12 protein-coding genes are annotated in these 14,614 nt (G+C 48.9%); 4 read left to right on the forward strand and 8 right to left on the reverse strand.

The features are described 5' to 3' along the window. Window positions 1-66 precede the first annotated feature (66 nt). The 6 genes from EKK48_10345 to EKK48_10370 all read right to left on the reverse strand — a co-directional run bounded on the left by EKK48_10345 (window position 67) and on the right by EKK48_10370 (window position 5,565). Window positions 67-342 (reverse strand): hypothetical protein, encoded by a 276-nt coding sequence (locus EKK48_10345; GenBank protein RTL42385.1) that lies wholly within the window; start codon window positions 340-342, stop codon window positions 67-69. Window positions 343-369: 27 nt separating this feature from the next. After that, on the reverse strand, window positions 370-2,532 hold the full coding sequence (locus tag EKK48_10350; GenBank protein ID RTL42386.1) for a hypothetical protein: 2,163 nt from the start codon (window positions 2,530-2,532) through the stop codon (window positions 370-372). An 844-nt stretch (window positions 2,533-3,376) separates the two neighbouring features. After that, window positions 3,377-3,964 (reverse strand): hypothetical protein, encoded by a 588-nt coding sequence (locus EKK48_10355; protein RTL42387.1) that lies wholly within the window; start codon window positions 3,962-3,964, stop codon window positions 3,377-3,379. A gap of 99 nt (window positions 3,965-4,063) precedes the next feature. Next, window positions 4,064-4,357, reverse strand: coding sequence for a hypothetical protein (locus EKK48_10360; protein RTL42388.1), 294 nt, complete (start codon window positions 4,355-4,357; stop codon window positions 4,064-4,066). A 148-nt stretch (window positions 4,358-4,505) separates the two neighbouring features. Next, entirely contained in the window at window positions 4,506-5,069 is a 564-nt protein-coding gene (locus EKK48_10365; GenBank protein RTL42389.1) for a hypothetical protein, read from the reverse strand. 37 nt (window positions 5,070-5,106) lie between these two features. After that, on the reverse strand, window positions 5,107-5,565 hold the full coding sequence (locus EKK48_10370) for a hypothetical protein (GenBank protein RTL42390.1): 459 nt from the start codon (window positions 5,563-5,565) through the stop codon (window positions 5,107-5,109). Window positions 5,566-6,991: 1,426 nt separating this feature from the next. On the opposite strand from EKK48_10370, the gene EKK48_10375 reads away from it, so the two are divergent. Continuing rightward, window positions 6,992-7,774, forward strand: a complete 783-nt coding sequence (locus EKK48_10375; protein ID RTL42391.1) for a hypothetical protein — start codon at window positions 6,992-6,994, stop codon at window positions 7,772-7,774. An 81-nt stretch (window positions 7,775-7,855) separates the two neighbouring features. Here EKK48_10375 and EKK48_10380 read toward each other — a convergent pair whose 3' ends face one another. Both EKK48_10380 and EKK48_10385 read right to left on the reverse strand, forming a co-directional pair. Continuing rightward, entirely contained in the window at window positions 7,856-8,107 is a 252-nt protein-coding gene (locus tag EKK48_10380; GenBank protein RTL42392.1) for a hypothetical protein, read from the reverse strand. 552 nt (window positions 8,108-8,659) lie between these two features. Beyond that, window positions 8,660-9,184: a hypothetical protein gene (locus tag EKK48_10385; protein RTL42393.1), complete on the reverse strand. Its 525-nt coding sequence runs from the start codon at window positions 9,182-9,184 to the stop codon at window positions 8,660-8,662. Between the two features lie 252 nt (window positions 9,185-9,436). Here EKK48_10385 and EKK48_10390 point away from each other — a divergent pair, with 252 nt between their 5' ends. The 3 genes from EKK48_10390 to EKK48_10400 all read left to right on the forward strand — a co-directional run bounded on the left by EKK48_10390 (window position 9,437) and on the right by EKK48_10400 (window position 13,968). Continuing rightward, on the forward strand, window positions 9,437-10,135 hold the full coding sequence (locus EKK48_10390; protein RTL42394.1) for a cell envelope integrity protein TolA: 699 nt from the start codon (window positions 9,437-9,439) through the stop codon (window positions 10,133-10,135). 1,104 nt (window positions 10,136-11,239) lie between these two features. Continuing rightward, window positions 11,240-12,328, forward strand: coding sequence for a patatin (locus EKK48_10395; GenBank protein ID RTL42395.1), 1,089 nt, complete (start codon window positions 11,240-11,242; stop codon window positions 12,326-12,328). Between the two features lie 83 nt (window positions 12,329-12,411). After that, complete coding sequence (locus tag EKK48_10400; GenBank protein RTL42396.1) at window positions 12,412-13,968, forward strand: peptidase S53; 1,557 nt, start codon at window positions 12,412-12,414, stop codon at window positions 13,966-13,968. Window positions 13,969-14,614: the final 646 nt, after the last annotated feature.

Genomic DNA, 14,614 nt, shown 5'->3' on the forward strand with positions numbered 1-14,614 from the left:
CTAGGGCGAGGCTCGTATCCTGTACTTAAGGAACTAGCCTCACTTAACTGCTGTCTGAATTGGCTTCTACAGCCCGCCCAGACCTTGCGTTGTCACCACGGACTTCCTGTTGCCCGCCGCATCGTATACGGTGGCAACATTCGTGCCGCTTGGCACGAAGGAAGTCTGAGTCAGACGACCAAGCTTGTCGTAGCTGTACTGCACCGAAGCAGGAGGCTCGTTCTTGGTCAGGAACGGTGCGCCCTGATAATTGAAGGCCAGGACTGTCGTGTCCTGCACCGAGCCCCAGATAAATGGCGCGCCCTGGTAGGCCTGCCACAAGTCGAATGTTGCTGTAGTCATTGTTTTCTTCCTTTCTATGCCAGGGGTTTACTGAGTGATCGTCACCGGACCACTGACACTCGCCGTCAGGCTCGAGCTGCCCCAGGCCTCGAAGAAAACGTCGACCACACAGTTTTCAGTCGGCGTAAAGGTGAGCGAATACTGCGTCCACGCCGTACCGGCAACTGCAGCCACAATATCCGTACCGGGCGAACCGACACCCGGATAGCGGCCGCCTGCGATCTTCAGCTGCGCACTGATACCAGACGCCGCACTGAGCTGCGCATAGTATTTGATCGTCGTCGGCACACCGGCAGCACAGGGCACCTTGCCCACATTCAGCCGCAAAGGCGAACTGGCAAAAGCATTCGCGTTCGGCGAGAGCTTCCAGCCACTGCCACCACTCTGACCGGTGACGCCAGTCGTCGTGATCGTGCCGTAGTCGCTGTAGATGCTGTTGTTCGCCACGAGCCCGCCTTCACGATGAGCGATGACCACATTGCCCGAAGTCTCCCCGGTCGCAGGATCACCAAGAGCCACCTTCGGCGCCGTGCCATTCTGCGTCCAGCTGTAGATGATCGCTTCACCTTCGCTGCCGCTCGTGAACTTCACCTGAGTGCCCAGGTTGAAGTTGGTATCGAGCGTGAAGATCTCCACGTAAGCATTGTTCAACTGCACCTGCGCGCCCGAGTTGTTCCGAGCCTGCAGGTTATAGCCCACGAAACCATTCATGTTCTGGAAAAGGAAGCCGACCGCAGCACTGCCCGAAGCGTTATCATTGGCAGTGTTGTTATAGAAGATGCAGGGGCTGGAGATGTTGAAGCCATTGGTGTTGCCTGTGGTCGAGCCGATCACCGAGCAATCGTGGATGCTGATTGCAGGCGATCCCACGTTGGCAGGGACAACGATACCGTCACCGCTAGTATTGCCGATCATCTTCACGAAAGCCAGGCTGTAAGCCACGGCATCAGTGTTGTAGTTGGTGGTCTGAGGAATGCTCAGACTGCCCGGCGAGTTGAGCACATTCACCGCATTGAACGTGACTGCATGCGCAGGCATTGTGAAAAGACCGCCACAATCCGAAATAGTAAAGTTGGAAAGGGTGTAACCCTTCTTCGTCGAACCGTTCAAATTGATAGGCGTGGTAAACCTGGTGAAACCAATACGATCGAGCGTGACATAGTCACACCCAACCACCAGACCAGCCGTTGCCCCGGCAGCCACACCGTCGAACACAGACAGACCGTTCTGGGTGGTCATGCCGGTCGTATCCCAGCCGCCCGAAATAATGATCGGGCTGCCGGCCGTGCCGCTCGTTGCACTGTTGAAAGTGTCGGTGATGGCAAGACCACCAACGCCTGCCGCGCTCCTGCTCAGAGGCTGCAGAATCGAGAGTGCCACCGAACCGGTCGTGCCCGACCAGATACCCTTGGCAGTCACCGCCGACCCCGCACCACCCGTATCGAGTACGACAGCAGTGCCGTTGATCGACTTGATACCATACCAGGTGGCATTGTCAGACGAGATCAGGCTGTTCAGGGTGAGACAGTTCACCGCCGAAGACGCCTTACAGGCGACGATGTCATCAAGGGTGAGAGTCACCGCGCCCGGATCGCTGATGGCGAAGAGCCGGATGCTCTGGATGCTGGCGCCGAAGTTGGCACCGCTGTCGATAGTGACCAGGTTCCACTGCCCGGCAGCAAGCGCAGGCAGAGTCAGCTGGTTGACAGGCGTCGCACCGGCCGTGTCACTGCACAGGTCGAGCCGAAGCACCCCGGTCGCCACTGCCACACTCGGCTTCACCCAGAAGGACAGCTGCTGGTAGGTGCTCAGGTTGAGCGCACCGGTGGCGAAGAAAGCCGCCACACCGGTCGTGAAAGCAGCCGCTATGACCACGTTGACCGCACTGGTGGCGCTCAACTTGCCTGACTGGCTGCCCGTACTGGTGACATTGGTCTTGGGCGACCAGGCTGCACCACTGGTGTAGACACTCTGCGTCAGAGCACTGGCCAGCGTCACCGCACTGGACAGATTGGTGAACGTGGCATTGATGCCCGAAGCGGTAGGCGCCCGGCCCATCACTCGGATCGTGTCGCCAGCGGCCACACCGGCACTGGCAATACCAGCCAGGGTTTTCTTCCGCAGCGCGAAAGTCAAACCGGAGTTGGCATCGTTTCCGCCGACCTCGTCGACGTATCTTGTAGTTGGCATGTTCTGATTTCCTTTTGCATTCGGGAACATCGCCCGAAGGTTTTCGATGGAAAGGAATTCCTGACACACGAACAGTTAGCTGCCTGTCATATAAATGCGACAGCTCTCTCTGAGAACTGCCTCACTTACGCAATCAGCTTTTCTTGCCATATAAATGCGACAGCCCTCTCTGAGAACTGCCTCACTTACGCAATCAGCTCTTCTTGCCATAAATGCAACAGCCCCCTCTGAGAACTGCATCATCTATGCAATCAGCTTGTTCTTGTGTCGGGCACATTCCTTAAAAGTGAGACTGAAAATTTGTCTTCTAGCCGCAGTCTACTAAGACCGTCCTATGGGCATACGCACTCACTATCCCGTCTGCGTACTTACTATGCCCATATGCGTTCTCACTGTCCGTCTGCATAATTACAATCCTGCCTATCAACTATCTTCTGGTCCAGAAAGCAGCAACTAAGCCGCAACCGAGGAACAATAGATCGAACCAACCTCCCGAAAGAGATTGGTTTGCAATGAAAGAGTTCGCACAGGACTTGGTAAGAAGGAACAGACTCGGTGAAACGTACGGACATAAAAGACCCTGTAAGTATCAACATCTAGCCGAAGTTACGCAAGGTTGACGCAAGCTGCGCGATACCGTATACAATACCAGACAATTTCTTGTTAGGCATCATATACAGTGGCATTGCAGCCTTTGTTAAGAAACACCGCTTGTCAATATTTCGCAGATGTTACACCAGTTTTGCCCTATCGCAGATATCACAGAGCGAGGGAGCGCAATCTACCGCGCTCCCTCTACTTAGTGATTGACTGCTCTTCGCTACCTGGCACTAACGAAGCAAACTCAGGCGCGCACCGAAGGCGCCAGGTCGATACGAAGACCGCCCTTGTCGTCGACCAGAGCACCCAACACATCAACCTCAATCTCTGCTCCGGGAACGAATGAGGTGAACGCGCCCAGAGAAGGCGACCCACCCCGGCACAGATTCCGGGAGTGGATCAAACCACGCCGTCCCGCCGCCATGCCACACTGCAACTCCACGAAGACACCATAGTCCGTGGCATTGACCACCTTCCCGAAGAGCCCCTTCGGCTTGTCCGCGCTCAGACGCTCCACGATAACCGTGTCGTCGATACCGACTTCACTGGCCCAGGTGCGACGGTTCGGACGCTCGCCACTTACCAGCAACTTGACCGTCAGCACATCCCCCAGCTTGAAGTTGGCCAGCCGATCGTTCTTGTTGCCGCCCAACATCTGCTTCCGATGCAAGAGCGCAGTCTCGCCGCGCCCCTCAAAAGAAAGGATCGCACCCATCAGCTTTCCATCCTGAATGAACGGCTTTTTCACCGTCCCGGACAGGATCTCTCCATCAACCAGAAGTCCATCAACCAGAAGTCCATTGACGTCGGCAGTGCTGATCACGTTTTCCATATTCGTTCTCCATCTTTCAATCTTTGGCATTTAAGCCAGTTTCATCTAAGGCACGCAGGACTGCGCACCCACTTTGATCTTTGATCTCACATCAAGACATCAAGCGCAGGCAGGAAACACAGAGTCGAGTTCCAGAACAAGCACCCCGAACTCCACTTCCAGCCCCTGCTCTTCCAGCTCGACTAACAAATCATTAGCCACAGAAAATGCATCGAAGTCCTCCTTGAGGATCTCGCTTGCACCGAACAGCGAGCACAGTTCTTTTTCACGGGGAAGGTTGCCGTTGTTGCCATCAAACAGGTTCTCGATGGCATGCACTTCCCGCACACGATACTCGAAAGCACCGTTAGTAGCCTTGGTCTTGAGAATGTAGATTCCATTGTTGGCAGACATCTTCTCGTCCTCTTTTGTACCGTTCGGCGAAGCACCAGAAACAGTGCTAGCCCTTAGTGTCCTCTTTAACAGGAAGGTCCACATTGAACATTGGACATTTCTATCCAACCAGGGTGGTCATCTCCACCCGTAATACTAAGGTCGCCTGCTACCTGGATCCGGCAGTCATCTCACTCCACATCTTGCGCACGGCCGGATCTGCCAGCAAGCGTGACAGGTCCGCCTGCTGTTTGACCAACTGCCCCTGCTGTTTTGCCAGCTCGCTCTGCGCCATCACGAGCGCCGTCTTAACAGCCAACTCATAAAGCTGCATCACCTGGTCAGACGAAAGATTGTTATTGAGAGACTGCTCACAAAGACGGAACAGAGTCTCCCTCAAGAACTGCAGCGTCTGCGAACGCTTGCTCAAATCGATAACTGCAGTGGAAAACTCGAGCTGCGTCTTAGCATCCACCTGCGGATTGCTTAGAGAAACCTGCGCCATGAGCTGCGTCACAGTCTGGAGCGCAACATCGGGCGACGGCTCCGAACAAACCTGCATACCTTTGCCATCGGCGCGCGGCAAAACAACGATGCCACGCCTGGTCGCATCAGTGTCGATCCAGTAAGCCTTGCCGACCGTCAGCTCGTGGGTATTGGCCGGCGGGTTGAAGCTGGCACATCCAGACAACAGCGTCGAAGCCACCAGCGCGACTACTAGTAGACGTTTCATTTTTCCGTTCCTTTCTATTGGACGAATGCGAACTATTCTATTCGCTGCCCCCCGCTCGCTTAGCAGGGGAATTCTTGTAACACGAACCTTCGATAACAGGAATTATCAAAGTTACGAGGATCAGACAGACTGATCCAAGGTACGGCTGGTACCAGGTGAAGGTGGCGGCGAACGGACCCCCGAGCGCAAACACCCATGCCGTGAAGGCCAGACACGCAGTCAGCCAGTGGAACATTTTGCTCGGCGCAAAACCCGGCGGGTCAGTCTTTATGAAACACACATAAAGAGGTGTCATGGCCAGAAGCGCACCAAAAACGCCCCAGGTCAGCCAGAGAGGTTGATTGTTGTGCTCACTGAGCAAGCCGGCGATCGTCACATACGCTGCCACGATATCAGCAGGAATATACTTCACCAGCTTCTCAAAATACGAATCAGTCGTCTTACTATCAGGCGATGGATCCTGAGGAGCCAGCCGCCACCTGAATGGATTGATCATGTGTAGATCCTTTCTTCATTTCATTGATTTGGTTGACGTACTTCTCTCCGTACTTCGCCCCGCACATCGCTTCCCGGATCCTCCGCGCACACCTGCAAGAGTCCAGCGCAAGAATTCCGAGTAGTCCAGTGTAAGAACTCTAAGGAGTCCACCGCAAGCAGTGCGAAGTTAGTGCGAGAAGACACGAAGACACGAAGATACGACGAACATACTTCTACTTTCTACTTTCTACTTTCGGGTCCTTCAATTTTTGAGCCGTTCAATTCGAGTAACAGCTGCGACGCACAACCTCGTAGCCATCCTGATCAACCAGGTTGACTGAATGTATTCATGTTGTTGATTTCGAAAGGTCGCTGTGCGCCGAAGTCCAAGAAATGTTCGTGTTACTGAATTGAGACTCAAAGATACTGCAATAGACGCCTCCATTGATAGAGACCAAAAGGCTCCTGTGCCTGCTAAGCCAACTCCGCTAACATACCTCAAAACTAAAACCGGGCACGAACTCATAAAAACCATCAGCGGTGCCGCAACAAAACAACAAGGTGTTACGAAAATACGTTACAAGACTGGAAGCGCAGAGTCCGCACTAGCATTTAAGAATGCACAAATATTTGCTCATGACATTCAGATTCTACAAATCCTAATTCTCGAATGATGCCTGCAATAGAACCAGGAACCGCAAACCCTGCCTGATACCAGAGAAACAAGTTGCCGGAAAAAAGTCACACCTTGCATTTAAGTGTCGTGAAGCACATTCAGCTAGCCAGGCATATCTCACGTGAACCCAATATGCTCAAACAATCAAAACTCACGCGTCGGATATAATCTACAAGCCCAAACCGCACGTCAATGAAGAGTTTACGCAAAATGTGTTGAAAGTTGAATGTCCACGAAATACAAAACCCGCACGATATCGCAGTTGTCTCATACAAAAGTCTGAAGAATTGCCTTAGTCCCATCCCTAGCGCTAACAAGAAGAAGAACAACAACAACAACAACAACAACAACTGCTGAAAGCGGATTTGTGCAATTCACTTAGACCACCTGAAGTTGATTTGCTTGATTCACCAACCACGTCGACTTTATCCAACATCGAATTCTCCATGTAGAATGACATGATTCACCAATGAAATATGAAATACCGTAAAACATTGATCACGGCACGAGTCAAACCAAAGCTTCTTCTCTCCAGCCTGCCGCTCTGGTTGCCGCCTCTGGTAGCTGCCACATTTTTAATGTGGTCTCCTCAGATATCGAGCAGCCAGCAATCAACCTCGAACAATGTCTCGGTAGCCAATTTCATACGTGAATTACCACGCTCACCCGTAAGAATTCTGGCTCCCTTAAAGAGAGCGGAAACCGTAACTCTCGCATCGCCAATCTGCAGAAAGTTAACCATGACACTAGAGTTTCATTGAGGTTTGAGATGACTTCTAAGCAAAGATTCTTGATAGACATGCGATTTTATGGTGATGAGACTATATTTGAACCGTCAAGTTCAATGTACATCAAGATAATTCAATATTTCGAGATGTGGACCCTGAAACTTCGAGAGCTTGGACTCCACTTAACCAACTTTAGTCACATTTATATTGACTGCCGGAAGCGCAATTCTAAGAGTGATTCGAGAGACAATTTGATAGTTGAGCAAATACGACCCATAACGGACTTTTACCGGTACGTTGACGTGACGTTTGGAGAATTGCCACAAAACATTAACGAGCTCTTGAAGGCATTTAATAGAATAATCTACGATAGCGTCTGGTCCGTCAGTGATCAGTCATCAGCGACTAAAACTATTTTGGATGAGGCTAACAAGTACATTCGAGATAATTATGATTCTTACTTTGCTGTTTACCGAAAAATTTCTAGCATTCAGACGACCGCAGAATTTCTAGCTCAACCGGGTGGCATTTATCCTGGCGGCGGAAAAATATTCCTGAAAGTTACTACTTCAGGCAAAACGACTTGCAAATTCTTTTTCGATTACACAAATTTTTCAAACGTGTATCGTTTTCTGGGCAAGATTGAATTGAAAAATTCATCGCTCGTTATATCACCGCGCGCAGATTTTCTTAGACAGAATCCGCCGGTACCGAAGCGTCTATCCATCAACCTTGAACCACTTCTGATAAACAACATTATTGAAATTAACGAGACCACAATCGAATCGCTTCAATCAGCCTTTAAACGTAAATCAGAGTTGTGAACTTTCAAAGGAGAGGGAGATTTTGTGCGCCCTCACCAAATCGTAGTGACGCTATGACCTGCACCAAAAAGTTGTACCACGTCAAGCAGAAACTTCCTTCTTGTTGAGGAAACGTGCAAACTCCTTGAGTGTTAAATTACCGAGTAATTCGTGGGGTCGAAAACGATTGTAGACATCGCGCCAATCCTCAATGGTGGCACGAGCGTAATCAAGATTTAGAAGCCAATTTTCGTTGAGATTCGTTGAGACATTCGTCACGAAAACGTCCACCGAAAGACTCGCAAATTGCGTTCTCCATTGGCTTTCCAGGTGATATGAAATCGAGAAAAACATTATTTCGAGTCGACCAGGATAGCAATGCAATGTCACGTACAAATTATATCGGCTCCGCCTTACTTCGCGAAGCCAATTCGTTCTCAACTTTCCTCTTTAAACAGGTAAGCCATACAGAATTGAATACAAGAACAGAATTTCGATCATTTAGAAAGATAAGTGGAAACAATCCAGTCTGTACTTCTTCCAAAATCAGTTTGGTTTGCTCTGAATTGACGGCTTCTAAAGTCCAGTGCATATATGAAGTGCCCAAACCAAACAGAGAAGTCTTCCAAACAATACCGTTACCATCCTGAAACTCTATAACTTTAGATTTCAGTCTAAGTGACGCTCGGTACCATTTAAATGAGGCTGATTCAGAAAGGACTTCCTTTCCCCCACTTATTTGAGCGGGTGGATCGTTCATGTTTATCCATGTATGCCACTGGCTAGCTCTGATTAAGCAGTCCCAAACAATTTGAGGCTTGGCATTTACGATTATTTGGTTGGTCATTAATTTCCGAACCATGTTGCCTGTCAAATGTTGAGTGCAAATTTTAGTCATATTAAGGTCTAGCAAATATTCATTTGATTCAAAGCCTCTACTACCTTAGAGAATTCCTCAGGATATGGCGGTTCATTTGATTCACCGTAACGACGCCTTACCACACTCGGATCCGTTTGCCGTTTTACCACCTGCAGTGCCGCTTTCTTAAGTTGAGATTCAACACATCCTTCTGCCATGAATTGCGCAAACGTAACCGCAAGTAAGTAGTCGTCGTATAAATTTGAATCGTATTCAAGTTGCTCAGGAAACGGCATTGAAACTTCGTTTGAAATCTGATCAATTCGTTCCCTACTCAATCCGTAAGATTCGTGCAACTGAAGACGGACAAAATCAAGCACTGATTGATTCAAGTTATTTGGTCTCCATTCCCAAAAATCGTGCAATCCATCAAAACCCGTATCGCCGCGGGTCGGACCATTCTCAAGACCAGGTTGCCAAAATATTTTGTCGTTCAGTAGCTCTTTCGCTCTCGGATGGCTCTCAAAGTAGTAATTTTCAGCTGAAGCGTTGTCTGGAATCAATGGACCCAATGATAGTACCTCGTATGTTGAACGTCAGATTGTAGCAAAAACAAGCTCTGAAACGCTGCGCAATTCACTTAGACCACAAGAACCTGAAGCTGATTTGTTCAATTCACTTGAACCATAAAGAACCTAAAGCTGTTTTGATTGATTCACTTGAACCACACGAAACTAAAACATTCCGGTTACTCTCAAGGAACCACGTCGACTTTATCCAACATCGAATTCTCCATGTAGAATGACATGATTCACCAATGAAATATGAAATACCCTAAAACATTGATCACGGCACGAGTCAAACCAAAGCTTCTTCTCTCCAGCCTGCCGCTCTGGTTGCCGCCTCTGGTAGCTGCCACATTTTTACTGTGGTCTCCTCAGATATCGAGCAGCCAGCAATCAACCTCGAACAATGACTCGGTAACCAATTTGCAAAGTCAGATCAAGAACGAAATTTCACAGGCTAAAAATCATGGCGTCGGTACTAAGCCCTACGAAGACGCACTGGCAGCAATCGAAGCGGACCAACAAATAAGTCAGCACTCAGAAAAGATTCACCAACGCTACCAGTCTTTGTTGGACAAGTTACGGCACCAGAATCATGAAGCAACACTTCTGAAACGAGGAGTCTACAAAAGGCTTCTCAGTGCAGAGGAGCGCAATTTGGGAGAATATGCGCCATTAATGTACGCCATAAAAAACAAAGTAAAGTCCAGATGGCATGTTGTTCACAGTCACAAGTCAAACTCTGTGGAAGTCACTTTTGAACTGAAACAGAATGGTCAAATCCAAAATCTCAAGCTCACCAAAAGTTCGAGCAATCAAGAAGTGGACGATGCAGCACTAGAGGCTATCCGCAAATCCGTTCCGTTTTTGCCGATGCCAGCCAACCTCAAATTCCCAGATGGAACCATATGGATCGCATTCAGGCTCGACTACAACTCAGACAGAAGTGACAATTGACATTCAAGGATCACAGACATTCCGCGATAGCTCTCTGAATCGTCTCTCAATATAATGATGACAGTCCTCACCAAAAGGTTTTAAGCATCAGCTCCAATCGTGGTCACACTGACAATAGCGCAGGCTCATGGAAAAATTTCCTATTTAAGAAGATTCGACCAATGGAAATAAATACCAAGTTCACCTCAATAAACAATACTCTGGCGTTATTAATACCAGTCTCGAAGCCCCTCAAAACGTAACTGTTCCAGGAGTGCTCCGAACACTGCTCATAGCAAAACACTTTCATCACAAGCACAACATGCAATTTCCTGATCTTTTTTCCGGGAAAACAATAGTGTTAATGCCATGTTAAACCCGTGTACTGATGCGGTTATAAGTGTCGCGAGTAAAATCTTCTCTGGTAGAGCACGCTTCCGATTCGGCTCATGTATACAAAAGGCTACATGCTTATCCCCGTGCCCATAACGGTTTTCACTGATCCTATGACTTTCTTAGGCAAATCACCAGTCGATCCTAAACAGTAATTTCTTCAAAGCAAAGCCCCAAAAGGCAGGACGCACAAGGGATTAAGCGGCGCTAATCTGAGTGTCAAAATTCAACAAGGCACCATATACGATTCCATTTTATTACTGGAAAACCCATAAACTCATATAGCGATACACTATAATCCCCTCCCCAAGCCAGATCCTCTATTGCGCGGTTGTAACGATTCTGTTATGTTGATTTCATGCAATTAGGCTTGATTGCATTTCAACTGAAATATCGACTTGTTTCAGTTTGAAGTCTGATCCTTTCCGTATCCGTTAGTCAGGCTGGGATACAAAGGAGTGGCTATGAGACCATCTATCAATTTTTTCGTTCCATAGGCTGATTCATTAGAACAGCCACCGTCAAAATTCCATTACATCAAGCTATGAAGTGAACGCTGAATGGCTCGTGTTAATGCGCATTGATTCTCGATCTTGTCGATTGTCTGCAACATCACTGTTGCAGTACAAGCAACAGTCAATTGGTATCAACGTAGCCTTGCCGCGTCCCCACTGTAATCTTCTCATAGCTTGAACAAACCAATCCTGGAGGTTGGCAACTTGCTTAAGTGATATGTCGAAGACCTGGAGAATACTTTCCATAGACGGCGGTGGCATCCGCGGCATCATTCCAGCAGTGTTACTGGAACAGATTGAGTATGGCACCGGCAAACATATATCAGATCTTTTCGATTTCATCGCAGGCACCTCCAGCGGTGCAATCACGGCGCTGGCCCTGGGCACGCCTGAAACAACTACAGACGGCAAATCTACTCCACGTTACCGCGCCGACGACATCATCGACCTCTACTTCCATGAAGGTCCAAAGATATTTGCAAAAAGACCTTTCCAGGAGATCGAAGAATGGGCTTTCGGCGGCGCAAAGCACGATGCACAAGCTATCGAACGCAGCCTGGCCAAATACTTCGGCGTCACGAAACTCGGTCAATCCCTGACAAACGTTATGGTGCCAGCTTACTGCCTGGAGCAAAGAACAACAGTGTTCTTTAAAAGCTGGGACAAAAATAACTGCGGGCAATATCTTATGAAAGACATCGCCCGCGCCACATCTGCTGCACCAACGTATTTCATCCCTGCCAGATTAAACACCCCCGAGGGTCCGCTGGGCTTTATTGACGGCGGACTTGTCTCCAATAATCCAACTATGACTGCACTGGTTGAATGCCTTCGCTACGCTGCACCGGGTGACAAATTCTGGGTGTTGTCACTGGGGACAGGACGGTGCGAGCAACCCTACAAGTATACTAGTGCCATACACTGGCGGCCCGTAGACTGGATCAAACCGACTATCGACATTTGTATGGACGGCTCTGACGCCAAAACGGACTATGAACTGCTGCAGCTGTCGCGATCGCCCGAGCTTACATACTATCGATTTGATACCATCCTGCCATCTCAGAATGCATTACTCGATAAAGCCTCGCCCAATAACATGAAGATGTTGCGTCAACTCGGCGAGAGAATGATAAAAGTTGAAATGCCCAACAAATTCGAGCAGATGCTCTCTGATTTACTTCACACAGATGCTCATACAAAGACACTGATTGAATGGCAAGCACTGTCACCGCGCTATCAGCCATTCACAAACCTTTCAAATACTCAATCCACAAATCAAAACATTGCAGAAAGCGGTCAGAGGTAAACGCATGATTTATCCAGCAACTGCGGTGATGCACCGAACAATTTTTTCAGGAGGCGAGCAAGCTTTTTGCTCGAAAACAGAATATGCCATTTCAAGAATTCACAATACTACCAGGAAGCGTTCGCAGACTCTTCTTCGGCACCAGAATGAACGCCGTCGAAATGATACGGGACATCGAAATTACCGTACAGATCCGGCGCAAGAAAAAGCTCGACGCTCTCAGTTTGATCAAGCAAAACCAGGTTCTGCCACTTCTGGAGTTTGAAGAAGAGTATGGAGCCTCTCCAAAAGACCTGAATACAGTTCTGTCCTTTGCCGAACATTTTGGGCTCGAAGTGACAGAGATTGAATCAGGAAAACGCACAGTGGGACTGAAAGGAAGCTCCGATGCTCTCTTTAATGCCTTCAAAGTGCAGGTCTTCGAGACACAAAGACATGGAGAAGTGAGTCGTTGCAGAGTCGGTCCAATTTTTATTCCAACCGAACTGTCAGAGATTATCACAGGCGTGTTTGGACTGGACAATCGCCCCCAGGCTATCTCTCATCTGCGTTATGCAGGTATAGTCAATCCCCTGTCAAAACCTGATGCCTTTGATGGCGAACAATTGGCTGCAATCTACGACTTTCCTGTGTCGGATGGACGAGGGCAGACAATCGCTTTGATTGAACTGGGAGGCGGCTATCTAAAATCAGATATCAAAAAATTCTTCTCCTCATTGAACTTACCGGTGCCCCAGGTCTCCAGCGTCTCGGTCAATGGCGGCAAAAATCTGCCTTTCATAAATAGAGGTGCAGACACGGAAGTTGCCCTCGATATTCAAGTAGCTGGAGCAGTGGCCCCAGGCTCCAAGATCGTGGTTTACTTCGCCCCCAACGACGATCAAAGTTTTCTCAAAGCTGTGCTCGCAGCCATCCACGACGAGATCAACAAACCTTCCATCATCTCAATTAGCTGGGGAGCAGCTGAGAGACAGTGGACCGAACAGCAAATGCTTGCCATGAACGAAGCTTTCAAGTCGGCCGCGGCCATGGGCATCTCCGTTTTTTGTGCTGCCGGTGACGACGGCGCCAACGATAACGTCTATGACGGAAAAGCGCATGTGGACTTCCCTGCCTCCAGCCCATTTGCCATCGCCTGCGGTGGTACATCGCTGACTGTAACTGCCGGTGTCAGATCTGAAAAGGTCTGGAACGATGGAGATGGAAGCGCCACTGGTGGTGGCATCAGCAATTTCTTCCCGCGCCCGGACTATCAAGCGAACCTGAATCTTCCACCTGGTCCAGAACCTGGTTTCAACGGCCGAGGTCTCCCGGACGTCTCTGCTGTCGCAGATCCATACACAGGTTATGCCGTAGTCGTTCATGGTTCGTGGACTGTCGTTGGAGGTACGAGCGCAGTGTCACCACTTTATGCCGGTCTGGCAGCTAGAATAAATGCGCGATTGAACAAGTCTATTGGTTTTCTCAATGTTCCCGTTTACACAAAACCGAACAACAGGCTGTTTAACGACATCACCTCCGGCAACAACTCAGTCGATAAAGTCTCTGGCTATGAATCAACTCTCGGATGGGATGCGGTTACGGGCTGGGGAACTCCTATTGGAGTCAACATACTTGAATTCTTCTCCAGTCTGACGTGAAATAATCTAGAGCAATATCGATTCTGGTAGCAGCGAATAAATTAAGATGCCTCGTTACGCGACGAGGCATCGTTTTATTTGGATTTTTTTGAACGCACCATCTTCGGTGGCGCAACATTAATGCTGATATAAGTCTCCATATAATTTCGTATAGGTTTTTCCAATCGCAAGGTTGAAGTGTACGCACCAAAACCAGCATGGGTACACGCTCTACGGCCGTAATCAAAAGAAGCAACTTTTGACAAACGTTGCTCAACCCGCTTCTAATCAGTGTTTTCTCTTGTCAGGACTATTGCGCAAACAAACATAGTTATGCTAGGATAAAAGTGTGCAATAGAGATCAAGTTTGTTGCATACGAGCTGACCGGGCGAATGAATTTCGCTATAAGGCAGCTCAGGAATCCCAGAAAGGCTCAGTGTAAGGGAGGGCAGTCAGTGCATCCCGGCAAAATACACAACTCTCGGCCTGGCGACTCATAACCTACAAGTTTACTTGTGGGCGCACTAGCTTCATTTGCGTAGTCTTATGAATTGACGGGTAACTCAACTCCAAAGCCAATTCGCTGGCATTGGCTACGACCCTGTGCGGCCGTCAACGCCGAGAGTCCGAGCCTTCACACCAAAACAGTGGCATTCATTTTTTCCG

Source organism: Candidatus Melainabacteria bacterium, assembly GCA_003963305.1.
In the GTDB taxonomy this organism is placed as follows: domain Bacteria; phylum Cyanobacteriota; class Vampirovibrionia; order Obscuribacterales; family Obscuribacteraceae; genus PALSA-1081.

What these genes read in the sequence shown, in the direction of transcription:
- EKK48_10345 (RTL42385.1), bottom strand. Translation starts at nt 342, where the DNA reads ATGACTACAGCAACATTCGACTTGTGGCAGGCCTACCAGGGCGCGCCA.
- EKK48_10350 (RTL42386.1), bottom strand. Translation starts at nt 2,532, where the DNA reads ATGCCAACTACAAGATACGTCGACGAGGTCGGCGGAAACGATGCCAAC.
- EKK48_10355 (RTL42387.1), bottom strand. Translation starts at nt 3,964, where the DNA reads ATGGAAAACGTGATCAGCACTGCCGACGTCAATGGACTTCTGGTTGAT.
- EKK48_10360 (RTL42388.1), bottom strand. Translation starts at nt 4,357, where the DNA reads ATGTCTGCCAACAATGGAATCTACATTCTCAAGACCAAGGCTACTAAC.
- EKK48_10365 (RTL42389.1), bottom strand. Translation starts at nt 5,069, where the DNA reads ATGAAACGTCTACTAGTAGTCGCGCTGGTGGCTTCGACGCTGTTGTCT.
- EKK48_10370 (RTL42390.1), bottom strand. Translation starts at nt 5,565, where the DNA reads ATGATCAATCCATTCAGGTGGCGGCTGGCTCCTCAGGATCCATCGCCT.
- EKK48_10375 (RTL42391.1), top strand. Translation starts at nt 6,992, where the DNA reads ATGACTTCTAAGCAAAGATTCTTGATAGACATGCGATTTTATGGTGAT.
- EKK48_10380 (RTL42392.1), bottom strand. Translation starts at nt 8,107, where the DNA reads ATGTTTTTCTCGATTTCATATCACCTGGAAAGCCAATGGAGAACGCAA.
- EKK48_10390 (RTL42394.1), top strand. Translation starts at nt 9,437, where the DNA reads ATGAAATACCCTAAAACATTGATCACGGCACGAGTCAAACCAAAGCTT.
- EKK48_10395 (RTL42395.1), top strand. Translation starts at nt 11,240, where the DNA reads ATGTCGAAGACCTGGAGAATACTTTCCATAGACGGCGGTGGCATCCGC.
- EKK48_10400 (RTL42396.1), top strand. Translation starts at nt 12,412, where the DNA reads ATGCCATTTCAAGAATTCACAATACTACCAGGAAGCGTTCGCAGACTC.